Here is a 26,554-nt window from a genome sequence, read left to right on the forward strand (position 1 = left end):
CCCCCCCCCCCCCCCCCCCCCCCCCCCCCCCCCCCCCCCCCCCCCCCCCCCCCCCCCCCCCCCCCCCCCCCCCCGCCTCTGCCCCGCTTTGCGGGGGCGAGGAACCGCCATTCCGCGACGCTACCATCAAAACCTCGGAATATCCGGAAACGCCGTCTGGCCGCGATGCACGTGCATGCGTCCGAGCTCGGCGCAGCGGCGAAGCTGCGGAAACACCTTGCCCGGGTTGAGCAGATGGTTGGGGTCGAATGCGCATTTGACCCGCATCTGCTGGTCGAGGTCGATCTGGTTGAACATTTCCGGCATCAGGTCGCGCTTCTCGACGCCGACGCCGTGCTCGCCGGTCAGCACGCCGCCGACCTTGACGCAAAGCCGCAGGATGTCGGCGCCGAAACTTTCCGCCTTGTCGAGCTCGCCCGGCACGTTGGCGTCATAGAGGATCAGCGGATGCAGATTGCCGTCGCCGGCATGGAATACATTGGCGACGCCGAGCCCGTATTTTTCGGAGAGTTCCCGCATGCCGTGCAGGACGCGCGGCAGTTCCTTGCGCGGGATGGTGCCGTCCATGCAGTAATAGTCCGGCGAGATGCGGCCGACCGCCGGAAAGGCCGCCTTGCGGCCGGCCCAGAAACTCAGCCGCTCCTGCTCCGATTGCGAGATGCGGCATGTGGTCGAGCCGTTCCTATAGGCGATTGCCTCAACCAGGCCGATCAGATGATCGACCTCGACGCCCGGCCCGTCGAGTTCGACGATCAGCAGCGCCTCGACATCCAGGGGATAGCCGGCATGGACGAAATCCTCGGCAGCATGGATCGCCGGGCGGTCCATCATCTCCATGCCGCCCGGGATGATGCCGGCGCCGATGATGTCGGCGACGCATTGGCCGCCCTGCTCGCTGGTCGGGAAGCCGATCAGCAGCGCGCGAGCCGTCTCCGGCTTCTTCAGGATGCGCACGGTGACCTCGGTGACGACGCCGAGCAGCCCTTCGGAACCGGTCATCACCCCGAGCAGGTCGTAGCCTTCCGCGTCGAGATGCTTGCCACCGAGCCGCACCACCTCGCCGTTCATCAGCACCATCTCGGTCCCGAGCACATTGTTGGCGGTGAGGCCGTATTTGAGGCAATGCACGCCGCCGGAATTCTCCGCGACATTGCCGCCGATCGAGCAGGCGATCTGGGAAGATGGATCGGGGGCGTAATAAAAGCCCTCCTGCTCGACGGCGGTGGTGATCCCGAGATTGGTGACGCCCGGCTGGGCGACGACGGTGCGGTTGGGAAAATCGATCTCGAGGATGCGGTTGAACCTGCTCATCACCAACAGCACGGCGTCTTCCAGCGGCAGCGCGCCGCCGGACAGCGAGGTGCCGGAACCGCGCGGCACGACGCGGATGTTGCGGTCGCTGCAATATTTCAGCACGCGCGAGACCTGCGCCACCGTTTCTGGCAGCACCACGACCAGCGGCAACTGCCGATAGGCGGTGAGGCCGTCGCTCTCGAAGGCGCGCATCGAATTGGCCGCGTCGACGACGCCCTCGCCGGGCACGATGATGCGCATATCGGCGACGATCTCGTCGCGCCGGCGCATCGTGGCGTCGTCTGGCTTCGGCATCAGCAGGCCGGACATCGACAGTTCCTTCGATCGACTGGTAAAAATCTTTTACCAACGGCAGGCGCTTGTTGCAAATCCTGCTTTGGCCGAAAGGGAAGCCGATACCGGGACGATCTTGCGCGGGTCGGCGAGAGGGAAGCGCTGACTTTCTCCCCCCTCGAGGGGGAGATGGCGGCCAGAGGGGGGCGTCTCACGTAAATCGCCGACGTCGTGTCCGGCCGCGAAACGGGGTTGGCGCTCCATGCGAGACGACCCCTCTGTCGCCTTCGGCGACATCTCCCCCTCAAGGTGGGAGATTGCCTGCCTACTCGCCTGCCGGCTTGGCGGGTTCGGAGTGCAGGCGGCGCACTCGGCGCACGCCCCACCAGACCAGCAGGATGGCGAGCGGCACCGAGGCGGCGGTGACGACCTCGGGCGCGACGGCATGGCCGAAGATCGAGGCGCCCTTGGCGAGATAGCCGATGAGCCCGACGACGTAGTAGGAGACGGCGGCGACCGAGAGACCCTCCACCGTCTGCTGCAGCCGCAATTGCAGGCGGGCGCGGTTGTTCATCGACGCCAGCAGGTCGCGGTTCTGCTTCTCGACCTCGACGTCGACCCAGGTGCGCAGCAGCGTGGTGGCACGGGTGAGCTTGGTCGACAGATTGGCCTGACGCTCCTCGACCGAACGGCAGGTGCGCATGGCGGGGGCGACGCGGCGCTGCAGGAAGCCGCCCCAGGTGTCGTAGCCGGGCACCGCCTCTTCCTCCAGCGCCTCCAGCCGTTCGCGGACGATGCCGTCATAGGCGCGGCTGGCGCCGAAGCGATAGAGGCTGGAGGCTGCATCGGCCTCCAGTTCGGCGGCAAGCTCGGTCAGGTCGGCAAGCAGCGTCTGGTTGTCGCGGGTTTCGGCGACCTTCATTTCCAGCGTGGTCTGCGCCAACCTGTCTTCGATGCGGCGCGCGCGACCGGACAGCATCAACGCCAGCGGCAGGCCAAGCATGGCCAGCGTGCGGTAGGTTTCGATATCGATCAGCCGCTGCGCCAGCGCGCCGGTGCGTGCCGGCGTCAGGCCGCGGTCGAGTACCAGCATGCGGGTCATGCCGTCACCGTCCTGGCGGAAATCGGTGACGATGGCGGCGTTGCCGCGCTCGACCAGCGAATAGCACAGGCTGGTCGGGTCGAAGCCGGCGATCAGCCTTTCGCTCGCCTGCGTCCATTTGCGGATTTCGAGCCTGATGCCGGAAATCACCGTTCCCGGCGGCGAAAACCCGTTGCCGAAAGGCGAACCTTCCTGGCGCTGGCCGCTCTCCGAGAGCGGTCCTTCCCACAGATAGGTGGAGAATTCCGTGTGCCGTTCCCAGCGCAGCGAGCCCTTGCCCCACTTCATCGCGTGGTGGCGGGCATGAGGGTCAGGCGCGGCGATGCCGAGGCGCCGCGACAATTCCGAAAGCACGGCTTGGTCGACGCCGGATCCGGCTTCGGTCATGAACGAAAGCTGCACCAGCACGCGCGGTTTCTCGACCAGCGGATGCGGACGGGCGTGAACCTCGCCGAGCGCGCCAGGCCGTCCCTCATGCGCGGGAAAGCCCATGACGCTGCCCTCGACGCGCGGCTGGAATTTTGGATTGGACGGGTCATCTGCCACGGCTGGTCCCCCGGGCCTGGTGCACTCGCGTCCCTCTAGAGCCAATCGCCGGGGCACGCAAACGACAAATTAGCCGAAAGCGATATGCCGGGACGACGTCGGCCCGGCCAAACGGGCGAACTGGATAAATAATTTGACCAGTTGCCGACACTGACTTTATCCTGCGCCATACCGGTTCAATTCCCAGGCCATCCCCGTTGAGCGACATTTTCTCCAGGATCGAGCATTCCCGCACCGCCGACGAGGTGGTGCAGCAGATCGAAAGCCTAATCCTAGAAGGCGTTCTGCGCACCGGCGACAGGCTGCCGGGCGAGCGCGAGCTGGCGCGCCGGTTCGAGGTGTCGCGGCCGATCCTGCGCGATGCGCTGAAGGCGCTGGAGGGGCGCGGGCTTTTGACGACCCGGCCCGGCGGCGGCACCCATGTCGCCGACGTCATCGGCCAGCTGTTCACCAAGCCGGTGACGGACTTGATCTCCATGCACCGCAAGGCGGCGACCGACTATCTGGAATACCGCCGCGAGATCGAGGCAGTGGCGGCCGAGTATGCGGCGCGGCGCGCCACATCAGACGATCTGGCGCTGCTCGACCGCATCATGGCGCGCATGGACGAGGCGCACCGGACCGGAAATTTCGACGACGAGGCGGAAATCGACGTCGAGTTCCACCACGCGATCTGCGAATGCGCGCACAACATCATCCTGTTGCACACGCTGCGCTCGTGCTACCGGCTGCTGTCGGAGGGCGTGTTCCAGAACCGGCTCCTGGTGTTCAACGTGCCGGGCGCGCGCGAGGCGCTGCTTTCGCAGCACCGGGCGATCTACGCAGCGGTCAAGGCCGGCGATCCGGCGGCCGCACGGCAGGCGGCGATGGACCACATCACCCATGTCGAACGCACCATGGCCGAGGCCGAGCGCAGCGGCGACTGGCAACGCGTGTCGCGGCTGAGGCTGATGCAGCGCTCAGAAGCCGGCGACAGCGAGCCGGCAAGAAAACGCTCGTGAGAGACGGCCAAGAATTACGACGAACTAGCGAACCATCAGCGGGAAACCCATGAGCATGATCCTCACCATCGCCGATCTCAAGGACCTGGCGCGCCGCCGCGTGCCGAAGATGTTCTTCGATTATGCCGATTCCGGTGGATGGACCGAAAGCACCTACCGGGCCAATGAGGAGGATTTCCAAAAGATCAAGTTCCGCCAGCGCGTGCTGGTCGACATGAGCAACCGCTCGCTGGAATCGACCATGATCGGCGATAAGGTGGCGATGCCGGTGGCGCTGGCGCCGACCGGCATGACCGGCATGCAGCACCCCGACGGCGAGATGCTGGCGGCGCAGGCGGCGGAGGAATTCGGCGTGCCGTTCACGCTGTCGACGATGAGCATCTGCTCGATCGAGGATGTCGCGTCGGTGACCAGGAAGCCGTTCTGGTTCCAGCTCTATGTGCTGCGCGACAAGGATTTCGTCCTCAGTCTCATCGACAGGGCGAAGGCGGCGAAGTGCTCGGCGCTGGTGCTGACGCTCGACCTGCAGATCCTCGGCCAGCGCCACAAGGACATCCGCAACGGGCTGTCGGCGCCGCCGCGCTTCACGCCGAAGCATGTCTGGCAGGTGGCGACCAGGCCGGGCTGGTGCCTTGGCATGGCCGGCACCAAGCGCCGGACTTTTCGCAACATCGTCGGCCACGCCAAGGGCGTCGGCGACCTCACCTCGCTGTCGTCGTGGACGACGGAGCAATTCGATCCGCATCTGTCGTGGAAGGACGTCGCCTGGATCAAAGAGCGCTGGGGCGGCAAGCTGATCCTGAAGGGCATCCTCGACAAGGAGGACGCGCTGATGGCGGCCAAGACCGGCGCGGACGCGATCATCGTCTCCAATCATGGCGGACGCCAGCTCGACGGCGCGCCGTCGTCGATTTCGGTGCTGGAAGAAATCGCCGACGCGGTCGGCGACACGATCGAAGTGCATATGGATGGCGGCATCCGCTCTGGCCAGGACGTGTTGAAGGCGCTGTGTCTCGGCGCCAAGGGCACCTATATCGGCCGGCCTTTCCTCTACGGCCTCGGCGCGCTCGGCAAGGATGGTGTCACCAAAGCCTTGGAAATCATCCGCAAGGAGATGGACATAACGCTTGCACTGTGCGGAAAGCGTCTGGTGACTGACATGGGCAAGGATCAGCTTCGGCGTTAGACTCCCGTGGCGGCATGATCACGGAGATGGAAGCATTGACTGCCCTCGGCATCCACTTTCTCGACGCGCGCGGACCGGAAGGCATGCGCATCTATGCGGTCGGCGACGTGCATGGCCGGCTCGACCTGCTCGCCGCCATGTACCGCCGGATTGCGGCCGAGATCAGCCAGGCGCGGCCGGTCGACTGGCGTGTCGTCCATCTCGGCGACTATGTCGACCGCGGCCCGGACTCCAAGGGCGTCATCGATTTCCTGATCGAAGTGCGAAAACGCGACCCGCGCCACCTGATGCTCGCCGGCAACCACGACATCGGCTTCCTCGACTTCCTCGACACTCCCGATGCGGACGGGCTTTTCATGCGCTACGGCGGCATCCAGACCGCGCAATCCTATGGCGTAGCGCTCAATGAAGGTGGCGGCGCGTGGTTCGGCAGGTCCGAGGCGGCACTGCGGCAAGGCCATGCAGCACTTGTCGAGGCCGTGCCGAAAAGCCATGTCGAGTTCCTGCAGTCGCTGCCGTTCTCACTGACCTTCGGCGACTTCTTCTTCTGCCATGCCGGCATCCGGCCGGGCATTGCGCTGGAAAGTCAGAGTGCGCAGGACCTGATCTGGATTCGCGATGTCTTCCACACTCATTCCGGCCTGCATCCAAAAATCGTGGTGCATGGCCACACGCCGGTGCCGGAGGCCGAGGTGATGGTCAACCGCGTCAATATCGACACGCTCGCCTACCAGACGGGAAACCTCAGCGCGCTCGTCGTCGACGGAGCCGACAAGCGTATCCTGGTGGTGTCAGGCGAGAGGGGTTAAAGCGCTTAGCGAAGCGCGGCGGTGACGCCGTAGCCGTCGACGGCGTTGTGGTTGTTGGCTGCGTCGCCGGCATAGGTGCCGAGGCCGCACAAGAAGATGGCCGACAACATGACAAAGGACAGAAGCGCTGCTTTCACGGACGTCATCTCTTGTTGAGCTTCCTGCATCTGTGCACGGGGTGGGTTACGAATGGGTTGAAACGGAAAAGCGTCTCAAAGTTTCGACGATTTCGCTGCTTTTAGGCATGTTCTGTATCGGCGATGTGTCGCGCGGGTGACCCAAAAGGTTCATCGCGTTGCACGGATGATGCAGAGCGCGTGCCTTCTAGGGTGGCGGGCGGTCACAAGCCAAGCACGAAACATGCTGTCCACAGCGGATTTTTGCCGGCGTGCCAAATATGCAACGTCGGTACTGACTGATCAGATCGTCGCCACCCAGGCGCGGGCGATGGCCAGCCCGGCGGCGTCGGCAGCCGCTCCGTGGCGGGCCATTTCGTACTCGAGCCGATCGCTCCAGTCCGGGTGCCGCTCGGCAATGAGCGATGCGAAGGATGCGCTCCAGTCGCGGACCATCGGCCCGTCCGCCTCGAAATGGAACTGAAAGCCATAGACGGCACGGCCGATGCGAAACGCCTGGTTCTCGGCGACTTCGTTGCCGGCGAGCCGCACGGCATTTTCGGGCAAGACAAAGGTGTCGTCGTGCCATTCGAAGATCGGGAAATTTTCGGGCAGCGCTGCGAGCACCGGATCGGCCGTCGCCGCCGGCGTGAGCGAGACCTTGTGCCAGCCGAATTCCGAGGCGCCGCCGATCCGGTTCTCGCCGCCGAAGGCGCGCGCCACCAGTTGGCTGCCAAGGCAGATACCGAGCACGGCGCGATCCTTGCCGGCGAAATCGCGCGTCAGGTCGAGCAATTCAGGAAAATACGGGCAGATCTCGTCGTCCAGCGCATTCTGGGCGCCGCCGAGCACGACCATGGCGTCGTGCGCAGCGCTGTCCTGCGGCAGCATCTCGCCACCATAGGGCCGGCGCAGATCGATATCGGCGCCTGCCTCGACAAGCGCTGCGCCGATCTGGCCAAGGCCCTCGCTGTCGAAATTCTGGACCACCAGCACCCGCATCGAAAACCTGCTGACATGAAAACGATGCGACGAGCGATATCATGCCGCCGTCATTCCGGCCAAGATACGTATTCGGGGAGAAAGCTATGCCACTGCAGAATCGGGTCGACCCGTTCGGCGTCATCCACGCCGTGCCGGAGCGCGGCCTGTTCATGGGCAATCGCGGCATCATCCATGACCCCGAAACGAAGACGCTGCTGAAAAAGCGCTGGGCGCTGCAGGCCTGGATCATCTGCGTATGCGGATTCCGCGATGTGCGGCGCGAGCCGATGGGCCGCAACAGGCAAAGCGACGACCAATCGGTGGGCAAGACCGGCTGGACCGAATTGTTTTTCCTGGACGAGGTGACCGCACTCTCGGCCGGGCATCGGCCCTGCTTCTTCTGCCGGCGCGAGCGGGCCAGGGACTTCGTCCGGCGCTTCGGCATGGCCTTCGGCATTGCCGCGCCGCGCGCACCGCAGGTCGATAAGCGGCTGCATAGGGAGCGGCCGGCGTCGGGTGGGCAGGCACCGGTCGTATCCGTAGAAGAGCTTGCCGGGTTGCCGGACGGCGCCATGGTTGCGGACGGCGGCAATGCCTATGCGATGCGCGGCGGCAAGGCGCTGCGCTGGTCGTTCGCAGGCTATGGTGATCGTGTGGGGGGCGATCCGGTGGACGGCGATCCCGTGGGGTTCGGCGGTTTTGCCGACCGTCCAATCCGCCTGCTCACGCCGGCGACCACCGTTGCCGTGCTGAGGCAAGGCTATTTGCCAGTGTGGCATCCGTCGGCCGAGACTTGACGCCAAGAGCCGGCTCGCCCATTCCTCGGCGATGCGCGCCAATTACAAGATGCAGCGGCTGTTCGTGCCGGACGACCTCGGACCGGATATCGAGTTCGAGGCGAGCCCGCAGCAGGGCCATTACCTGATGCATGTGCTGCGGCTCGGCGAGGGCGCCGAAATCCTGTTGTTCAACGGCCGCGACGGCGAATGGTCGGCTTCTATCGCCGCCAGGTCCAAAAAGACGGTGCGGCTGAAGGTGCTGGCATTGCAGCGGCCGCAGCCGCCGCTGCCCGATCTCGTCTACTGCTTTGCGCCGCTTAAGCAGGGTCGGCTCGACTATCTGGTGCAGAAGGCGGTCGAGATGGGCGCCGGCGTCCTGCAGCCGGTCATTACCCAGCACACGCAGGTGGCAAAGCCCGGCATCGAACGGCTGCGCGCCAATGTCGTCGAGGCCGCCGAACAATGCGGCATCCTTGCGGTGCCGGAAGTGCGCGAAGCGGAAAAAATCGAGCGCCTGCTGGCCGGCTGGGACAAAGAGCGGCGGTTGATCTTCTGCGACGAGGATGCTTCCACCAACAATCCGCTGCCGGCGCTGCAGGCGGTGCGGGAGAAGAAGCTCGGGCTGCTGGTCGGCCCCGAGGGCGGATTTTCCGACGAGGAACGAAGGATGCTGCGGGAGCTGCCTTTCGTAACCGCGATTCCTCTCGGTCCGCGCATCCTGCGCGCCGATACGGCTGCTGTGGCGGCGCTGGCGGTGATACAGGCGACAATCGGAGACTGGTGAGGCACTTCCCTTCTCCCCTTGTGGGCCTTGTGGGAGAAGGAAGAAGCAGCCAATCAATTCCAGTTACCCTGTGGCTCAGGATTTTTCGCTTGATCGCCTACTGACATTTCGTCCATCTAGCGCCGGCGGTCGTCCGACCACCTACAGCGCCGCGCGTCCTTTCGGACGCGCAAAGGACGCTGTAGCACTTGATTGGGCACATGATCCTTTCCGAAAATCGAAGCCGATTTTCGGGGTCATGTGCTAGAGGACTTGTAATGGCGCGCGACACAACCGATTTCCGGCCGATCGAAGGCGTCGACGAGCTTGTCGAGCACCTGGCTGAAGGCAACAAGCCGCGCGACAAATGGCGCATCGGCACCGAACACGAGAAATTTCCATTCTATGTCGACGGCAATGCGCCGGTGCCCTATGGCGGCGAGCACGGCATCCGCGCCATTCTTGAGGGCATGCAGGAAAAACTCGGCTGGGATCCGATCATGGATGCCGGCCGCATCATCGGCCTGGTCGAGCCGACCGGCCGGGGCGCGATTTCGCTGGAGCCCGGCGGCCAATTCGAACTGTCCGGCGCGCCGCTGGAAACGATCCACCAGACCTGCCGCGAGGGCAATGCGCATCTGGCGCAGGTGCGCGAGATCGCCGAGCCGATGGGCATCCGCTTCCTCGGGCTCGGCGGCAGCCCGAAATGGTCGCTGGCCGAGACGCCAAAAATGCCAAAGTCGCGCTACGAGATCATGACCCGCTACATGCCCAAGGTCGGCACCAAGGGCCTCGACATGATGTACCGCACCTGCACCATCCAGGTGAATCTCGACTTCGAGAGCGAGGCCGACATGCGCCGCAAGATGCAGGTGTCGCTGAAGCTGCAGCCGCTGTCGACGGCGCTGTTCGCCAACTCGCCGTTCACTGAGGGCCGGCCCAACGGATTTCAGAGCTGGCGCGGCGACATCTGGCGCGACACCGACAATCAGCGCTCGGGACTGCTCGACTTCTGCTTCTCGCCCGATTTCGGCTTCGCCGACTATGTCGAATGGGCGCTCGACGTGCCGATGTACTTCGTCATCCGCGACGGCCACTACCACGACATGACGCACGTCTCCTTCCGCCAGTTCATGGCAGGTGCGGCCCGCAACGAGATTTCTGACGGGCTGCCGACGATGGGCGATTGGGCGAACCATTTGTCGACGCTGTTCCCCGACGTGCGACTGAAGCGTTTCCTTGAAATGCGCGGCGCCGATGGCGGACCATGGCGGCGCATCTGCGCGCTGCCGGCTTTTTGGGTCGGGCTGCTCTACGACGCGGCGGCGCTCGACGCGGCCGAGGCGCTGACCTCAAGCTGGAGCTATGAAGAGGTGCTGGCGATGCGCAACGCCGTGCCGGAACAGGGCATTTCGGCGCCGTTCCGCAATACGACACTGCGCGAGATCGCCCGCGACGTGCTCGTCATCTCGCGCATGGGGCTGAAGAACCGCGGCCGCAAGAACCGCGACGGCTACGACGAAACGTCGTTCCTCAGCACCCTGGACGAAGTCATCGCGCGCGGCACCACCAGCGCCGAGGAACTGCTCTCCGCCTATCATACGCGCTGGGGCGGCTCGATCGAGCCGGTGTTCATGGAGTATGCGTATTAGCCGTTTGCTATCGGCTTGGCTGACAGTTCGGGAAACGCGCTTTCCGAAATCGATTCCGATTTTCGGGCCGATGCGGTAGGCTCTTCTACGAGGATTTTCCCGAGGAGAAAACCAATGGCTTCCTTGTTCGACATTCTGGCGCAGGCGCAGAACGGTAACGGCATGCAGGCCCTGGCCCAACAGTTCGGCCTTTCGCAGCAGCAAGCGCAATCGGCGGTCGAGGCGCTGCTGCCGGCCTTTTCACAGGGGCTGAAGCGCAGCACCTCCGACCCGTACGGGCTCGGCGCGTTCATGACGGCAATGGCCAGCGGCCAGCACGCCAAATATTTCGAGGACGCAGGCCGGGCCTTCTCGCCGCAGGGCGTCGATGAAGGCAACGGCATTCTTGGCCATCTGTTCGGCTCGAAAGACCTGTCCCGCGCCGTTGCCAGCCAGGCAGCGCAGGCGAGCGGCGTCAGCCAGCAGATCTTGCAGCAGATGTTGCCGGTCGTGGCTTCGATGATGATGGGTGGCCTGTTCAAGCAGACCACAAATCAGATGCAGGCAGCAGGCGGATTCGGCGGCGGCAGCAATCCGCTCGGCGAGATCATCGAGCAGATGATGCGGCAGGCCGGTGGCGGCGCACCGGCACCGCAACAGCGCCAGGCGCCGCAGCCCGGCCCGATGGACAATCCGTTCGGCAAGGTGCTGCAGGACATGTTCGGTGGTGCGCAGCAGCCGCAGGGTCAGCCGCGGCAGGCGCCCAATCCCTACGGCGACAATCCGCTCGGCAAGGTGCTGCAGGACATGTTCGGCGGCGGCGCGCAGCAGCCGCAGCCGCGTCAGGCGCCGCAGCAGCGCGAAACGCCGCAGCCGCAGACCAATCCGAGCGGCAGGCCACGCAATCCGTTCGACGATTTGTTCGGCAAGATGTTCGAGGCAGGTGCGCAGCAGCGTGACGACTACCAGAAGGGCATGGAGTCGATCTTCGATCAGTTCAAGCGAGGCATGGACCGGCGGTAGCGTGAAGCTGGCATTCGGCTGATTTCAAAAAGAAAAATGCCCGATCCTTGGGAGGACCGGGCAGTGCGCAGGCGGGCCGGCGGGGAAACCGGCAGGGAGTGGGAGCCTGCGAAATCCAAGCACCGCGCGCCCTAAGGGCACGCAACCATCGATCAGGTCACTTTGCGGGCAATATCCTCGATCGTGTCTGTGCGATCGGCTGCGATAATGCGAAGCCTCTCGGTTGGATCGCGGCCAAACGGCACGTCGATGGCGACGTGGAGATCGGCTCGCGTCAAGCCGATGTCGGCAAGTTCGGCGTCCGACATCTCGCCAAGGCGATAGAAGGCGCGGCGGTTTTTCCAGGCGCGATAGACGCTGGAGATGGTGTTGACCACGCGCGTCGCAATAGCCGGACGCGACGTGATGCGCGAAGTCTCGGTGGCGAAATCAAACGTAGCCATGTCAGTCTCCTTCATTCGAACGGACGAGGACGCGCGATCGGCGCTGGCAACAGCGGCCGTTCCGGTCCCGATTCACATGCTGTCATGTGGACAGTCGTAAATTTGCCATCGTTCGATTGATTAATCCAACGAATGTTTCTAATCTTTAACATCAACACTAGTGATGGATGGGACCGATGAAAGCGCCACTCGATCTCGATCAATTGCAGACCTTCGTCTCGATCGTCGACACCGGCAGCTTCACCCGCGCGGCGGAAGCGGTGCATCGGACCCAGTCGGCGGTGTCCATGCAGATGCGCCGGCTGGAGGAGCGGATCGGCAAGCCGCTGTTCGAAAAGGACGGGCGCACCAACAGGCTGACCGAGGAAGGCGACAGGCTGCTCTCCTACGCAAGACGGTTGCTGTTCCTCAATCGGGAAACGCTGGCCGCCTTCGACGACCGGCGGCTCGAAGGCACGATCCGAATCGGCACGCCGGACGACTATGCCGATCGCTTCCTGCCCGAGATCATGGCCCGCTTCGCCCGTTCCAACCCACGTGTCGAACTGACCGTGATCTGCGAGCCGACGCCGGGGCTGGTCGAGCATATCAAGCGTGGCAATCTCGATCTGGCACTGGTGACGCATAGTGACGCGCACGGCCAGTCGGAAGTGGTGCGGCGCGAACCGCTGCTGTGGGTGACTTCGGCCAACCATGCGACGCATGAACAGGACGTTCTGCCGATGGCCTTCGGCCGGCCGAACTGCATCTGGCGGCGGGCCGCGGTCGACGTGCTCGACCGGCAGAACCGCGACTACCGCATCCTGTTCACCAGCTTCTCGGCGACCGTCATCACCGCCGCGGTGCTTTCCGGCCTGGCGATATCGGTGCTGCCGGAATGCGCGCTGCGCCCCGGCATGCGGGTGCTGGGCGACGCCGACGGATTCGGCGCCCTGCCCGATTGCCGCATCGGCATCATGCGCGGCCAGACGTCGCGGCCGGAGATCGTCGACGCGCTGGCCCGTCACATTTCGGAAAGCCTCGACAATATTTCCGTGCCGCTCGGCGAAGAGACGGGAAGCTTCGACTTCGCAGCCTTTTCGAAGATGAAGCGGGGCAAGCCGAACCAGATCGTGCCGGGCTGGTAAGGATCAGGCGGAAACTGCTGCCGGCGTGCTGTCCTTGCCAGGCAAAAGGCCGGCCAGCCGCAGCAATTGCGCCGGCTCCAGCGGCAGCGACAGCAGATGGCCCTGAAACTCTCGGCAGCCCATGGCGACGAGCAGCGCCTTTTGCTCCTCGGTCTCCACGCCTTCCGCGGTGACGCCGACGTTAAGAGCGTCGGCAAGATCGACAAGCGCCCTGACGATCGCCGCTGAACTCTCGTCGCGGCCGAGGAGGTTCACGAAGGAGCGGTCGATCTTGAGCTTGTCGATAGCGTGGCGGCGCAGATAGTTCAGCGACGAATAGCCGGTGCCGAAATCGTCGAGCACTATGGCGATCCCCGACCGGCGCAAGGCAGCCAGAGCCGTCCTGGTCGTATCGTTGTTGTCCAACAGCACGCCCTCGGTGATCTCGAGCTGCAGGCGCCCTGGCGCCAATCCGGTCTCGGCGAGAACCGCCGCAAGCTGCTCGGCGAAACCGGCGTCGCGCAGTTGCAGCGGCGACACGTTGACGGCCACCCAAGGCAATTCGGTGCCGACAGCGAAGCGGCAAGCCTCTTGCAGCACCCATTTGCCAAGCTGGCCGATCATGCCACGTTCTTCGGCGATGGCGATGAATTGTGCCGGCGGCAAGCCACCGTGGACCTCATGTCCCCAGCGGATCAGCGCCTCGGCACCGAGGATCGTGCTGCCGTCCGCCGCAAAGATCGGCTGATACGCCAGCTTGATCCCGGTTCCGCCATTCAGGGCATGGCGAAGCTCGCTCTCAACCTGGCGCTTGCGCAACAGCAGGTCGTCCATGTCGCCGGCAAAGACCTGGTAGCGGCCGCGGCCGTTCTTCTTGGCTTCATAAAGCGCGATATCGGCCTTGCGCAGCAAGTCGTCCGCATCGGCATCCGGACCGGTCGACAATGCTATGCCGATGCTGGCGCTGACAAAAACCTGGTCGTCGGCCAGCTTGAACGGCTCCCGCAGCTTTTGAAGCAGACCCTCCGAAACATCCTCGGCGCCTCGGATGTCGTCAACATCAATCAGGATCATGGCGAACTCATCACCGCCGAGCCGTGCCACCGTGTCGACCTCCCGGATTGCCTGCTGGAGCCTCGCGGCGGTCTGGCGGACAAGCTCGTCGCCGGCAGGATGGCCAAGCGTGTCGTTGACATGCTTGAAACGGTCGAGGTCGAGATAAAGAAGCGCCACTTTGGCTGTTTCGTGACTGGCCGTGAGCAAAGCGCGCCGGAGCCGGTCCTCGAACAGCGCCCGGTTGGGAAGGCCGGTGAGCGTGTCGTGGAAGGCGAGATACTGCGCCTCGGCCTGACTGGTCTGCAGCGCCGACGATGCACGGCGGAGGCGGCGCAGCAGGAATGCCAGGACACCTGCCGCGAGCAGCGCGCCACCGATCAGGGCCGGCCCTGCCTCGCGCACAAGCGCGCTGCCGGGCCGCTCCTGATCCCAGCCGGCATAAGCCAGGATGACGCCGTGTGAGTCGACCAGCGGAATGGCAGCCCCGCCGACCGGCTGCGACAACGGCAGCAGGCGGGCGCCCGCCAACAGATATTGCCCGGCGATCTTGGCCAGCAGCGCGTCGGTGATGAAGTCCACCGAGATATGAAGGTATTCGCTGCCAGGCGTCTGGATGACGCGGTCGGAACTCGGCACCAGCGGCATGATGCTGAGGATGGCAGGTTTTCCGTCAAGCTCCACCAGATCCCCTGCGGCCAATTTGACCGGACCGCCGGCCAGGTCTTCTTTCGCCGGCTCGCGGATCAACCGGCGCACCCTTTCGACCGTGGGCAACAGAACCGGTTCATCCTCGCTGTAACGCGCCGGCGCCAGCACGTTTCCATCACGCATCGCATGGACCGGACGATCGGCGGCATCCAGTACATAGACCCGATCATGCCCATAGTAGGAATACATCCAGACGCTGATGTTATCGATCATCCAGTCCACGTTGCCGGCCTTGGCATTGATGACGGAATCGTCCCAGACTGCGATGCTTTCCTGCTCGCGATCCACCGCCGCCATCCGGTCCCGCATGCCGTTGGCGAAAAGGATTTTCTGCCGCTCGAGGGAGACGCTATCCGCCTGCACAGTGGCGTAAAAGCCAAAGCCGACGACCATGGCAAGCGCGAAAATGGCAAGCGCCATCACCGTCAGCGTGACCTGGAACGTTAATGGGCTGCGTTGAAGACGACGGCTCATGCGTCCTGGCCACTCTCTTTTCCGCACAGTCATCAGATCGGGTTAAGATCGAGTTATGACATCGGCTACGAGCGACGGCCTTGACGCCGGCCAACAACCGCCCCCCAATCGGCCAATGAGCGACGCTGCATCCGAATCACGTACCAACGCCACCGAATACACGGTCAGCGAGATTTCCGGCGCGCTGAAGCGCACGGTCGAGGACGTCTTCGGCAATGTGCGGGTGCGCGGCGAAATATCAGGCTATCGCGGACCGCATTCCTCGGGCCATGCCTATTTCTGCCTCAAGGACGACCGCGCACGGCTCGACGCCGTGGTCTGGAAGACCACGATGGGCCGGCTGAAGTTCCGCCCGGAAGAAGGCATGGAGGTGATCGCCACCGGCCGGCTCACCACCTATCCCGGAAAATCCACCTACCAGATCGTCATCGACAATCTGGAGCCCGCCGGCGCCGGGGCGCTGATGGCACTGCTGGAAGAGCGCAAGCGCCGGCTGCAGTCCGAAGGCCTGTTCGATGCCGGCCGCAAGCGCTTGCTGCCGTTCATGCCGCGCGTCATCGGCGTCGTCACCTCGCCGACAGGCTCTGTCATTCGCGACATCATCCACCGGATCAAGGACCGGTTTCCGCTGCATGTGCTGGTCTGGCCGGTGCGAGTGCAGGGCGAAACGGCCGGCGCCGAAGTGACCGCCGCCGTCAACGGCTTCAACGGACTGGCGCAGGATGGCGTCATCCCGCAGCCCGACCTGCTGATCGTGGCGCGCGGCGGCGGCAGCCTCGAGGATCTTTGGGGGTTCAATGACGAGGCGCTGGCCCGCGCCGTCGCCGCCTCGCGCATTCCGGTGATTTCCGCCGTCGGCCATGAAACGGACTGGACGCTGATCGACTTGGCGGCGGATGTGCGGGCGCCGACACCGACGGGTGCCGCCGAAATCGCCGTGCCCGTACGCGCCGACCTCGAAGTGACGCTTGCCGGCCTTGGTGCGCGGCTCAAGGCCGCGGTGTCGCGCAATTTCGAGCGCAAGCGCCAGGCGGTGCGTGCCGCCACCCGGGCGCTGCCCTCGCCCGACCAGTTGCTGGCATTGCCGCGCCGGCGTTTCGACGAGGCGACGAGCCGGCTTGGCCGAGCGCTGTCCGTCAGCGTCCAGCGCAAGCGAGCCAGGCTTCAGGCGCAGCGGCTGACGCCGGCCACCCTGTCGCGACGCATGAACGAGGCCCGCACACTGGCCGGCCGCGACCTTGGCCGCGCGCAAGCGGCGTTCTTCGCCATCGTGCGCGAGCGGCGAACGCGGTTTTCGCGCACCGCGGCGCGGCTGTCGCCGGCGCCGCTCGCAAGGCGGCAGAAATTGCAGGCAGATGCCCTGACGGCGCTGTCGCGGCGGCAGGACCGGGTGATTTCGGTGCGGCTCGAGCGTTTGCGCGGGAAACTGACCCAGGCCGACCGGCTGCTGGCGACGCTGTCGCACAAGGCGGTGCTGGCGCGCGGCTTCGCCCTGGTGAAAGATGCCGACGGCGCAGTGATCAATCAAGCGGCGGAAGTGGCGCCGGGGATGGCACTTTCGCTGGAGTTCGCCGACGGAACCGCCGATGCGGTTGCGACCAGCGGCGCGGCACGGCCGAAAACTGTTGCAAAGCCGGCCGCCAAAGCCAAGGAGCCTGGCAGCCAAGGCTCGCTCTTTTGAGTGCCGATGATTTCCGGCAATCCACATCACCAGACGACGCCTTCCGGCAGGCCGCGTGCGCGAGCCTTCGGCATTCGTTTTGACGGAACGCCCGGACCGTTCAACGCGATCACCGATGTGGCTGGCGTTGCGGTCGGTTATTCGACGCTGATTTCGGGCGAAGGTGCGCTGGTGGTCGGCGAGGGGCCGGTGCGCACCGGCGTGACCGCCATCCTGCCCAGACCGCGCGCCGAACTGGCCACGCCGGTGTTTGCCGGCATTTTCGGCCAGAACGGCAATGGCGAATTGACCGGCTCGCACATCATCGAGGAAACCGGTGCCTTCGATTTTCCGATCACCATCCTGCGGCGTTTCACGCGACGGAACGCTGCGCTGGATGCAGCGCGTGCTGCCGGCCGCGCTCGACAGCGGCTGGGGCCTGCCGGTGGCGGCGGAGACCTATGACGGCTTCCTGAACGACATCAATGGCCACCATCTCGGGTTTGAGCATGTCGCCGCGGCCCTCGATGGCGCGACCAGCGGATCGATCGAGGAAGGCAGCGTCGGCGGCGGCACCGGCATGATCGCCTTCGGTTTCAAGGCAGGCTCCGGCACGGCATCGCGCCTCGTCGAATGGTACGGCCGGCGCTACACGGTCGGCGCGTTCGTGCAGGCGAATTTCGGCACGCGGAGCAATTTTACCATTCGCGGCCTGCGCGCCGGGCCCGATCTCGTGGCACCGGCGATCCACGAAAGCACGCCGCGCGCCGAGAAGGGCTCGATCATCGGGATCGTCGCCACCGATGCGCCGTTGCTGCCGCATCAGATGAAGCGCTTGGCACGCCGGATGCCGCTCGGCGTCGCCATGACCGGCGGCTTCGGCTATCACAGCTCGGGCGATATTTTCCTGGCCTTTTCGACCGCCAACCGCGAGGCGGCGATTGCGCCGTCAGGCCGCATCGCCAGCGCCGACTTTATCCCGGATACCGACATCGACCCGTTCTTCGACGCCGTGATCGGGAGTGTGGAGGAAGCTATCCTCAATGCGCTGGCCGCCAATGACGACATGACCGGGCGCGACGGCAATTTCGTGCCGGCGCTGCCAAAGGCATGGCTCAAGAGCAAATTCGGGGCTAGGCAGAGAAAGTAGAACTGTGTGGCGTGTCACGCATCGCACAGGTGAATAGACGCCTTTTGCCGGGTCGGCATGTCACTCGCTAAAGCGCGTCGCGTTTGAAGGGATTCATGCGACGCGCTTTAGTTCTTTGTTTTATGCATGTCGTTATCCCAAAACCGCTGCGCACTTTTGGGCGACATGCATTAGTCCGAATTCTTTTCGTCCTGGTCGGCCTCAGCCGCCTCTTCCAGCCTCGACGCGATAAGTTCCTGAATGTCGCCGACCTCTTCCTGGATATCCTCCAGCGGTATGCCGGCCTCAGCAGCCTTCGCCGCGCATTCCTTGGCGAGGGTCTCGGCCTGCTCCTCGATCCTGTCCAGCGAGGACTGGCAGTGGACCTTTTCGCCGATCCACTCCTGCAAGAACTCGATCGCGTGTTCGCTCATGCTGCTGTTCCCTGGCGGCTGCGCCGGTTGGTAATCATAAACGCCGGCATCCCCGAAAAGATGCACGCTCCTATTCCAACCGAGTCGCCGTCACCCGGCAAGCCGATCTTGCCCAAGCTCCACAGGGCTGACGGAAATCGAAGGTTCAAGGAGCACATTCTAATTCTGAAGGAGATTCTATTTTCCTGAGCAGACTGGTACCGTTGGCTGGGATCAGGTCCCGGATCGCGCCATTGTTTCTACTTGTTATTTTCCGGCAAACCAGTCAATTTGTATGACAATAGGTATCACATTACGCGGCACGTTTGCGGCGCCATTCGCTGCGCAACCCTAGGATACGCGGCCAAAGCCGCCGCTATATAGTGACATCCTCAGGCAATGTCGACCCTGCTCGCCGTCCTGCTTCCTTCCGCCGCGCCGAGCGTATCTGGATGGCATTTTGTCACCGTCGGGGCGAGCATGTTTCGCCGGAAATCGGGCGGGCGCTCGGCCTATCCGCCAACCATGAGCTTGACGACTTCGTCATGATTAGTCTCCGAAATCTTGCGCTCGCCGGCCTGGATGCCGCGGCGCAGCACGACGATACGGTCGGAAACGGCGAAAATGTCCTGCAGATTGTGCGAGATGAAGATCACTCCCCGGCCTTGCGCCTTGAGCTGGTGGATGAGCGAGATGACCTTGCGCTGCTCCGGCACCCCGAGGGCCGCGGTCGGTTCGTCCATGATCAGGATCTGCGCATCCCAGTAGACGGCCCGGCCGATGGCAACGGCCTGCCGTTGACCGCCGGAGAAATTGCTGACCGGGGCGTCGAGCCGGCTGACATGGAAGTCCAGCCGTCCCATCGTCTGCTTGGCGGCGACGGCCATCGCCTTGCGATCGAGCACCGGCAAGAAACCGAAAGCCTTGCGCATGGGTTCACGCCCGAGGAAGATATTGGCGCCGATGGACAAATTGTCGGCGAGAGCGAGATCCTGATAAATGGTCTCGATGCCTTTTTCGCGCGCCTCCTGCGGCGTCGCGAAGGTGACCGGCTGCCCCCTCAGCAGAATTTCACCGCCGGTCGGCTGAAAGACGCCCGATATCGCCTTGATCAGCGTCGTCTTGCCGGCGCCGTTGTCGCCGGCCAGCGCCACCACTTCGCCCGGCCGCACGGCCATGGAGAAATCGTTCAGCGCCTGTACCGCGCCGAAATGCTTGGAAAGGTGCCGGACTTCGAGGAGGGGGGCGGTTTGTTCGGAACTATTCATCCTGGCGAGCTCCACTGAACCGGCGCTGCGCCTGGTCGATAAGGACGGAGATAATGATGACGAGGCCGACGGCGATGAACTGCCAGAACGGCTCGACATTGACGAAAACCAGCCCGTATTGAATGACCGCGATGACCAAGGCGCCGGCGACCGTCCCGAAGATGGTGCCTGAGCCACCGAACAGGCTGGCGCCGCCGATTACCACGGCTGCCACGCTGTCCAGCAGCAAGGGTTCGCCGGCCTGGGCGGCGCCCGCGGTGAAGCGCGCTGCATAGAGCGCGCCCCCGAGGCCGGCGCACATCGCCGAAAGCACGTAGAGGCGCAGGATGTGGCCCCTGATGTCGATGCCGGCGCGGCGCGCCGCCTGCACATTGGCGCCGATGGCGTAGTTATGCTGGCCGAACCGGGTCTGGCTCAGGATGTAGTGCATCACCACGACAAAGACGGCGGCAATGATGACGAGATAAGGCACCCCGTAGAACCTGCCGTTGCCAAGCAGCGCGAACCAGGAATTCTGGACCGGCACCGTCGTGCCGCCGGCCAGCAGGAACGCAGCGCCGCGCGCCACGCCAAACATGCCAAGCGTGCCGATAAAAGGGGGAATTCTGAGGCGCGAGATCAGCAAGCCATTGATGACGCCAGGCACGCCGGCGACGATCACGGCCGCCAGGATGCCCAACATCATGGCCAGAGGCACCGGCATGGCGACGCCAGCCATATTCGTAGCGTGGGCGGCGACGACGGCCGCGAGACCCATGATGAAACCCAGCGAGAGGTCGATGCCTCCCGAAATGATGACGAAGGTCTGCCCGGTCGCCAGCAGCAACGGCGCCACGGCGAATATCGCAATGGACTGCACGTTGAACGGGTTGAGCACGAAGGTCGCGCCGAAGGAGAGCCTCGACCAGACCTCGAAACAGATGATCAGGCCCGCAAGGAACAGCCAGGCGCGCCCTTCGGCGATGCGTGCGAGCCAGCTCCTGGCCGGATCACCGTGATCCGCCTGAGGAGCGACATGCGTTTCGGTTGGTGATGTTGAAGTCATGGATGGTTCCGATCCGCAGAGCGGCCTCCGACAAACAGGGTCAAAGCGACCCGGCGCAGGTCTCCTTCCGGCAGGCCGGAAGGAGACTGGCTGGACTTATTCGGAATAGAGGTATTTCGAGATGTTCGGGTCGGCGATGTTGGCCTTGTCCATGATCGTAAAGCCGGTGCCGATCGCAACCGGGATCGACTGGCCGGTCAGATGGGCATAGGCCGACACGACGCCGAAATAGCCGATTTCCGCGGGATGCTGGGCAATCGCGACGTCGACAAGGCCAGAGTTGATGTTGTCGGCAATGCTGGTCGGCGCGTCGAACGCCACGACCTTGACGGTGCCGGTCTGCCCGGCCTGCTGGACGCCATTCGCCGCGCCAAGCGCCGAGAACAGGTTTGCGCCGAACACCCCGACGAGATCGGGATTGCGCGCGAACACAGCCTGCAGCTGCGAGGCGGCCTTGTTGGCGTCATTGTCGTTGAACTGGGTTTCGAGAACGGTGATGCCGGTATGGTTGGCCGCCATCTCCTTCTTGAAGCCCTCTTCACGCTGGTCGGTGGTCGAAATGCCGGGCTTGACGTTCGAAACGTAGACCTTGCCCTTGTCGCCTATGGCCTTGGCCAATGCCCGCGCGGCGATCTCGCCGCCCAGAATGTTGTCGGAGGCAATATAGGACAGTGGGAAATCCGCCTCGCCGGCGCCGGTCTGGTAGACGCCGCTGCCGATGAAGGTGTCGACGGTGATCACCGGAATGCCGGCGTCATGGGCCTTGCGCAGGGGTTCGACCAATTGAACCTTGTCGGTCGGCGCGATCAGGATGGCATCCGGCTTCTTGGCGATGACCGCGTCAAGCACGGGGACTTGCGTTACCGGATTGAAATCCGGGGCGCCCTGGAAAACCAGGGTCACACCAAGGGCATCGGCTGCCGCCTGGGCTCCCTTGCGCATGGTGATGTAAAAGCCGTCGGTGGTAAGACCCGGAATGAGCGCAATGGTGTATTTTTTGTCCTGCGCCAATGCGGGCGTGACCAGCGCCGCTGCGCAGATGGCGAGAGCCGCCAGAGCGGCAACAATCTTCTTCATAACATCCTCCTCCTAATGTTGGCAGATTTTGCCGTTGCGAGTCGTCCCGGCTCTGTGAAGTGCTGGCGGCGAGAAGCGGGTTTCGCCTGCTTGCTGTTATGGGGCAGCCTCCTCCCAAGCGCCCCAGTCATTAAATCGACCGTCGAAACCGACCAGCCTGCTGCGCAGTCCCGTTACGAGCCTCCGCAAGGTGCAGGAAACTGCGCCGCTCGGCTCGCATGCTTGCCTAGCTGCAATGTTGTAACACTTTGCTGAAAGAAATTGCAACCGCACATTTCCGGGGTCGAAACGCTTTCAAACCGGACACCATCTGTCTGCTCCGCAGAGCCCCTCCCGCAGACTATTGCCCCAACGCCTTGACGACACAACTGATGATTTTGCGGCGATGATTTCGCGGCTGCGGGTTGGGTGTCGATCGGTCCGGAATCGATCAGCTGTGCCGATGTCACGTATCGGCGTGCCCAGCATTATCGGGGCAAGAGAGCCTCGAGAATGGCCTGGGCCGTCTTCGTGTCCGTCACCAGAGCATTGATGAGCCTGGCGCGGACGGCACCTATGATCGCCTTCGCCTTCTCCGGCGAGGCGGCAACGCCGATCACCAGCGGGACGGCTCGAAGCTGGGCCGGCGACATTGCGATCATCCGGCCCTCCCCCTCCCACGGGATGAGCTTGCCTTCGGCGTCGAAGTAGTGGCGGATGACGTCTCCCGCCGCATGAAACAGGGCCTGTTCGCTCAGCGTGGCCGCGCTCGCTTCGGGCGGATTGATGGCATGGGGCAGGCCGATGCCGACGATCGCAACGTCGGTCCGGTCCCAAAGCGCGACGCTGTCGCGGATGGCCGCATCGCCGAGGAAGACCTCACGCAATTCGGACGACGGCAGATAGGGCGCATGGATGAAATGCGGCGTCCCGCCCAGCTCTTCTGCGGCCAGCCGCACAAACTCGTTGATCTGAAAATGCGCCGCCTGCTGCTGCATGCCGCCGGTGGCAGCGACGGTAAGAACGCCGGGAATGCGCGGCAGGCCTGCCTGGATCACCTCGCGAATGGCTCGCCCCCAGCCGATGGCGACGACCTTGCCGGCCGTCAGTCCCGCTTGCTTGAGCAAGGCGCCGAGCGGCGCAGCGAGCGCCGCCAGCGCACCGGCTGACGGCGTTTCGATGACCGCCGCGTCACGCAGCCCGAGTGCCTCAACCAGTTGCGTGGTGATGCCTTCGGGGGTTGCAAGATCGAGAACTTCGATCCGCACGATGCCCTCCGCTCTCGCCCGCTGCAGGAGGCGCGATATTGTCGCGGTGGAGACGCCAAGCCGCCGCGCGATATCGACCTGCGACATGTCCGCCTCATAGTGCAGTTTGGCGACCGTATGCAGCATCGTCCGCGATGCGGCTGCATCTTGTGCGGGAGGTGCAGACAGCTTGCAATTCCTTTCAGCAATGTGTTACAGACCCATCGACCGATGGGAGTTATCGCGCAAATCCGGCTGACTCGCAACGTGGGCTGGTTTCCACGGCAGATTGCGGCCAAGGCCGAATTTCTCGGTCCGATAGCGCAGCAAAGCGGCAAACCTCCTGTCGGGAGGCAGGTAAAACTGAACCTTTCTTGTTTCCACTGATCTGCGCCCCGGTGAATGGGCGCCAACATCGGACAGAAGACCCATGACAAAGATGACGACCGCAGAGTTGCGCGGCTACCAGCAGATATGCGGCAAGGACGGGGCGATGATGGCCATCGCCTGTGACCAGCGCGGCGGCATGCGAAGCTTGCTTGCGGCGGACCCTGAAGAACAGGCCAAGATCACCGACGACATGCTGGGCGACACCAAGTCGGACATCACGCGATACCTCGCCAGCCAGGCATCCTGCGTGCTGCTCGACCCGCTCTGCGCGGTGCCGCGGGTTGTCGATGACGGGGTGCTGAGCCGCGATACGGCTCTGCTCATCGGCCTCGACGCTTCGGGCTTCGACGTCTCGCCTGCCGGCTACCGCCTGTCGCGTCTCGTTCCCGGCATCGGCGCGCGCCGCGTGCGCGAGCTCGGCGGCACCGGCGGCAAGATCATGGTCTATTTCAGGCCCGACAGGCCTGAGGCGAACGAGCATAATGTCGCCATTCTGCGCCAATGCATCGCCGACTTCGCGCAAGAGGACCTCCTGCTCGTCGTCGAGTTCCTGACCTATCAACTCGAAGCGGAAAGCCATGAAGAGTATACGGCCAAGATCCCCTGGCTCGTCGAAGAGGGCACCCGTACTTCGCTGGAATGCGGGGCAAAGGTGCTCAAGCTTCCTTATCCCGGAACGCCGGAAGCCTGCGCCAGGATCAGCAGCATGGCTGGCGAGGTGCCTTGGGCGGTCCTCTCCGCCGGCGTCAACCATGCAACCTTCCTGGGCCAGGTCGAGATCGCGATGAGGAACGGCGCGTCAGGCGTCATCGCCGGCCGGTCGCTGTGGAAGGACTGCATCTCGCTCGACCGTGACATTCAGCGTGAAAGGCTCAGGACTATCGCGGTGTCGAGATTGCGCGAGCTTCAGGCGGTGATCGGAAACTACCGGCAGAAAGCCGCTTAGCACGATGACCCCGAACCGAAGGTCCGCGGATGCAAAATCGAAGTCGATCTTCGAAAAGGATCATGCGCAAATCAAAGTACTATAGCGTCCTGTGCGCACCAGGATGCGCGGCGCTGTAGCTATCCGACGTTCACACCAGGCACGCACGGGACGTCATGCCTCTGACCATGATCCCGACAAGTGGGGACCGGTTTTCGGAGAAGATCATGGTCAAACAGCAAGATAGAGCCCCATTTCGATTTAGTCGAAATGGAACAGGCTCTGGTTCGATGGCCATAGGAATCGATATCGGCGGCACCAATCTGCGCGCTGCCCGTGTTTCCGGCACGGGCGAAATCCTCGAGCGCATTTCCGAGAAAAGCGCGCCGGACCCCGAACTCGTGCTCTCCCGGATCGCCGAAATGGTACGCCGGCTCGATTGTCCCGAAGTTGCGGCCATCGGCATCGGCGTCCCCGGCCGCGTCGATGCGCGGCTTGGCGCGGTCTTGTCAGGGGGCTATGTCAACCTCGCCTCGGTCTCCCCTGCGCAACGACTGGAAAGCCTGGCGGGCAAGCCCGTGGTGATCGACAATGACTGCAACATGGCACTGGTCGCGGAAATGGCCCTCGGCGGCGCCAGAGGCCATGAAAGCATCGTCATGTTCACGATCGGGACCGGCATTGGCGGTGCCGTGGTCCAGGATCGGCGGATCGTCCGCGGCAAGGGGACGGCGGGGCAGCTCGGCCATATCACCGTCGACATATCAGGCGAAGCGTGCGTCTGCGGCCGGCGCGGCTGCGTTGAAACCACAAGCTCAGGTACCGCACTTGGCCGTCACATCGCGCGGGCAGGCCTCGGTCCGGACGTTTCGGTCGATCAGCTTTTTGCCCGGGATGCGGGCGGCGATCCCTTGGCGCGCGGTATATTGGAAGCCTGGGCCGGGCCGCTGCGTGCGGCAATCGACACGACCGTGGCCATGTTCGACCCCGACCTGGTGCTGCTCGGCGGCGGACTTGGCCTGGCGGCCCATCGGGCGCTTGCCAGGGCTCCTGCCCTGGCGCCCTGGTACCAATGCCCGGTGGAAGCGGCGCAACTGGGTGACGACGCCGGGGTCATCGGCGCCGGTCTGCAAGCGCTCGCCGAGCAACCGGGAGTTGCACAATCAGAAGTTGCAGAAGCCTCGCCAGTATCCTTGCCGACCGCCCGGCTCGATCGCACCAGGCGCGCCGTGCTCGTCAACGGCATCCCCGCCAGCGGCAAAAGCACGGTCTCGCGCGGCATCGCCGCGCACATGGGTTGGCCATTGCTGGCGCTCGATACGATCAAGAACCCGTTCCTCGAAGTGCTCGGCGGCGGCGATCGCGAATTCAACCGCATACTCGGCCGCGCCAGTTACCAGGCCATCTGGTCGGTCGTCGGCGAGGCCCCGGCGGGCGCCATATTTGTCATCGACGCCTGGTTCGGCTTCCAACCGCGCCAGGTGCTCGAGGATCACCTGCGCAGCGCCGGCGTCGAGCAGACCGCCGAGATCTGGTGCCATGCGCCCGGCGAGGTTCTGGCCGAGCGCTATCGCGCAAGGCTCGACCAGCGTCCCGCCGGCCATCCCGGCGCGGCCTACATCCCCGAACTGATCGAACTGGCCAAGCGCGCCGAGCCGCTGCGGCGCGGACCGCTGCTTGACGTCGACACGACCAGACCGATCGCTTTCGACGCCATCACGCAATGGCTGCAGGCGACGATTGCGGCTGACAGGTAGGCAGCGCAGCCCCTAAGCACGTCGCGTTTGAACGGATGCATGCGACGCGCCTTAAGTTATTCCCGAGCGTCAGGATGCTGCCCATCCATGTTCTCTATCACCGCACAAATAAGGAGGATTCATACAAAGGCCTCGCAGAAGGCTGATACAATGAGTAGTTAACCCGTCCTTCAGTGGGCTTGCATAAGCTTACGTTGCGAATCGGCATGGGAAGCGAACCGACTGGTCTATGGCCCTAAAGAAAGAAAACGCGCTGGAGGCCAGAATCCTTCAAGATCAGCTTGCTGATCTGAAGGCCGGTCTCTTCGTATCGATGCCGATAAGCACTATGCTATCAGGCCTGATTTTGA

22 protein-coding genes and 1 pseudogene are annotated in these 26,554 nt (G+C 64.1%); 12 read left to right on the plus strand and 11 right to left on the minus strand.

Features of this window, described 5'->3' with window-relative positions; genetic code table 11:
- Window positions 1-126 precede the first annotated feature (126 nt).
- Entirely contained in the window at window positions 127-1,623 is a 1,497-nt protein-coding gene (locus AC0L2C_RS32880; protein ID WP_473525399.1) for an FAD-linked oxidase C-terminal domain-containing protein, read from the minus strand.
- A gap of 289 nt (window positions 1,624-1,912) precedes the next feature.
- The gene (locus AC0L2C_RS32885) at window positions 1,913-3,235 is read right to left on the minus strand and encodes a DUF3422 family protein (protein ID WP_287225466.1); all 1,323 of its coding nucleotides are present in this window, start codon (window positions 3,233-3,235) and stop codon (window positions 1,913-1,915) included.
- Between the two features lie 197 nt (window positions 3,236-3,432).
- Here AC0L2C_RS32885 and AC0L2C_RS32890 point away from each other — a divergent pair, with 197 nt between their 5' ends.
- Genes AC0L2C_RS32890 through AC0L2C_RS32900 form a run of 3 tightly spaced genes read left to right on the plus strand, consistent with a single transcriptional unit; the run spans window position 3,433 to window position 6,231 of the window.
- Window positions 3,433-4,236, plus strand: a complete 804-nt coding sequence (locus tag AC0L2C_RS32890) for a FadR/GntR family transcriptional regulator (protein WP_127318954.1) — start codon at window positions 3,433-3,435, stop codon at window positions 4,234-4,236.
- A 49-nt stretch (window positions 4,237-4,285) separates the two neighbouring features.
- Window positions 4,286-5,422, plus strand: a complete 1,137-nt coding sequence (locus AC0L2C_RS32895) for an alpha-hydroxy acid oxidase (protein WP_023800346.1) — start codon at window positions 4,286-4,288, stop codon at window positions 5,420-5,422.
- A 26-nt stretch (window positions 5,423-5,448) separates the two neighbouring features.
- Window positions 5,449-6,231 (plus strand): metallophosphoesterase, encoded by a 783-nt coding sequence (locus tag AC0L2C_RS32900; RefSeq protein WP_051407863.1) that lies wholly within the window; start codon window positions 5,449-5,451, stop codon window positions 6,229-6,231.
- 5 nt (window positions 6,232-6,236) lie between these two features.
- Here AC0L2C_RS32900 and AC0L2C_RS32905 read toward each other — a convergent pair whose 3' ends face one another.
- Both AC0L2C_RS32905 and AC0L2C_RS32910 read right to left on the minus strand, forming a co-directional pair.
- The gene (locus tag AC0L2C_RS32905) at window positions 6,237-6,377 is read right to left on the minus strand and encodes a hypothetical protein (RefSeq protein ID WP_023800344.1); all 141 of its coding nucleotides are present in this window, start codon (window positions 6,375-6,377) and stop codon (window positions 6,237-6,239) included.
- Window positions 6,378-6,650: 273 nt separating this feature from the next.
- Window positions 6,651-7,349 (minus strand): type 1 glutamine amidotransferase, encoded by a 699-nt coding sequence (locus AC0L2C_RS32910; RefSeq protein WP_023800343.1) that lies wholly within the window; start codon window positions 7,347-7,349, stop codon window positions 6,651-6,653.
- Window positions 7,350-7,435: 86 nt separating this feature from the next.
- Between AC0L2C_RS32910 and AC0L2C_RS32915 the strand changes: the two genes are divergently transcribed.
- From AC0L2C_RS32915 to AC0L2C_RS32930, 4 genes are all read left to right on the plus strand, one after another.
- Window positions 7,436-8,128, plus strand: a complete 693-nt coding sequence (locus AC0L2C_RS32915; RefSeq protein WP_287225463.1) for a hypothetical protein — start codon at window positions 7,436-7,438, stop codon at window positions 8,126-8,128.
- A 31-nt stretch (window positions 8,129-8,159) separates the two neighbouring features.
- A complete protein-coding gene (locus tag AC0L2C_RS32920; RefSeq protein ID WP_023800341.1) occupies window positions 8,160-8,894 on the plus strand; it encodes a 16S rRNA (uracil(1498)-N(3))-methyltransferase in 735 nt (244 codons plus the stop codon).
- Between the two features lie 257 nt (window positions 8,895-9,151).
- Window positions 9,152-10,525 carry a glutamate--cysteine ligase gene (locus AC0L2C_RS32925; RefSeq protein ID WP_023800340.1) on the plus strand — a complete coding sequence of 458 codons (1,374 nt, stop codon included), beginning with the start codon at window positions 9,152-9,154 and terminating at the stop codon, window positions 10,523-10,525.
- 114 nt (window positions 10,526-10,639) lie between these two features.
- Window positions 10,640-11,527, plus strand: coding sequence for a DUF937 domain-containing protein (locus AC0L2C_RS32930; RefSeq protein ID WP_023800339.1), 888 nt, complete (start codon window positions 10,640-10,642; stop codon window positions 11,525-11,527).
- Between the two features lie 152 nt (window positions 11,528-11,679).
- Here the strand turns inward: AC0L2C_RS32930 and AC0L2C_RS32935 are convergent, their stop codons facing one another.
- Window positions 11,680-11,970 (minus strand): DUF1127 domain-containing protein, encoded by a 291-nt coding sequence (locus AC0L2C_RS32935; RefSeq protein ID WP_023800338.1) that lies wholly within the window; start codon window positions 11,968-11,970, stop codon window positions 11,680-11,682.
- Window positions 11,971-12,146: 176 nt separating this feature from the next.
- On the opposite strand from AC0L2C_RS32935, the gene AC0L2C_RS32940 reads away from it, so the two are divergent.
- Entirely contained in the window at window positions 12,147-13,097 is a 951-nt protein-coding gene (locus AC0L2C_RS32940) for a LysR substrate-binding domain-containing protein (protein ID WP_023800337.1), read from the plus strand.
- A 3-nt stretch (window positions 13,098-13,100) separates the two neighbouring features.
- Here AC0L2C_RS32940 and AC0L2C_RS32945 read toward each other — a convergent pair whose 3' ends face one another.
- Window positions 13,101-15,314 carry a putative bifunctional diguanylate cyclase/phosphodiesterase gene (locus AC0L2C_RS32945; RefSeq protein ID WP_473525400.1) on the minus strand — a complete coding sequence of 738 codons (2,214 nt, stop codon included), beginning with the start codon at window positions 15,312-15,314 and terminating at the stop codon, window positions 13,101-13,103.
- Window positions 15,315-15,429: 115 nt separating this feature from the next.
- Between AC0L2C_RS32945 and xseA the strand changes: the two genes are divergently transcribed.
- A complete protein-coding gene (xseA, locus tag AC0L2C_RS32950; protein WP_128175236.1) occupies window positions 15,430-16,995 on the plus strand; it encodes an exodeoxyribonuclease VII large subunit in 1,566 nt (521 codons plus the stop codon).
- Between the two features lie 9 nt (window positions 16,996-17,004).
- Window positions 17,005-18,124: pseudogene (locus tag AC0L2C_RS32955) on the plus strand (DmpA family aminopeptidase).
- 170 nt (window positions 18,125-18,294) lie between these two features.
- On the opposite strand, the gene AC0L2C_RS32960 reads toward AC0L2C_RS32955, so the two are convergent.
- From AC0L2C_RS32960 to AC0L2C_RS32980, 5 genes are all read right to left on the minus strand, one after another.
- Window positions 18,295-18,537, minus strand: coding sequence for a DUF768 domain-containing protein (locus AC0L2C_RS32960; RefSeq protein WP_027156330.1), 243 nt, complete (start codon window positions 18,535-18,537; stop codon window positions 18,295-18,297).
- Window positions 18,538-19,028: 491 nt separating this feature from the next.
- On the minus strand, window positions 19,029-19,784 hold the full coding sequence (locus tag AC0L2C_RS32965; RefSeq protein WP_128175238.1) for an ATP-binding cassette domain-containing protein: 756 nt from the start codon (window positions 19,782-19,784) through the stop codon (window positions 19,029-19,031).
- Complete coding sequence (locus tag AC0L2C_RS32970; RefSeq protein WP_027156329.1) at window positions 19,777-20,829, minus strand: ABC transporter permease subunit; 1,053 nt, start codon at window positions 20,827-20,829, stop codon at window positions 19,777-19,779. Before AC0L2C_RS32970 ends, AC0L2C_RS32965 begins: the two co-directional genes overlap by 8 nt.
- 96 nt (window positions 20,830-20,925) lie before the next feature.
- The gene (locus tag AC0L2C_RS32975) at window positions 20,926-21,906 is read right to left on the minus strand and encodes an ABC transporter substrate-binding protein (RefSeq protein ID WP_128175240.1); all 981 of its coding nucleotides are present in this window, start codon (window positions 21,904-21,906) and stop codon (window positions 20,926-20,928) included.
- Between the two features lie 467 nt (window positions 21,907-22,373).
- The gene (locus AC0L2C_RS32980; protein ID WP_023800329.1) at window positions 22,374-23,279 is read right to left on the minus strand and encodes a sugar-binding transcriptional regulator; all 906 of its coding nucleotides are present in this window, start codon (window positions 23,277-23,279) and stop codon (window positions 22,374-22,376) included.
- A gap of 283 nt (window positions 23,280-23,562) precedes the next feature.
- Between AC0L2C_RS32980 and AC0L2C_RS32985 the strand changes: the two genes are divergently transcribed.
- Window positions 23,563-24,468, plus strand: a complete 906-nt coding sequence (locus tag AC0L2C_RS32985; protein WP_128175244.1) for a tagatose-bisphosphate aldolase — start codon at window positions 23,563-23,565, stop codon at window positions 24,466-24,468.
- Window positions 24,469-24,737: 269 nt separating this feature from the next.
- Complete coding sequence (locus AC0L2C_RS32990; protein WP_128175246.1) at window positions 24,738-26,204, plus strand: ROK family protein; 1,467 nt, start codon at window positions 24,738-24,740, stop codon at window positions 26,202-26,204.
- The last annotated feature ends 350 nt before the right edge of the window (window positions 26,205-26,554 follow it).

Source organism: Mesorhizobium sp. WSM4845, from assembly GCF_055811455.1.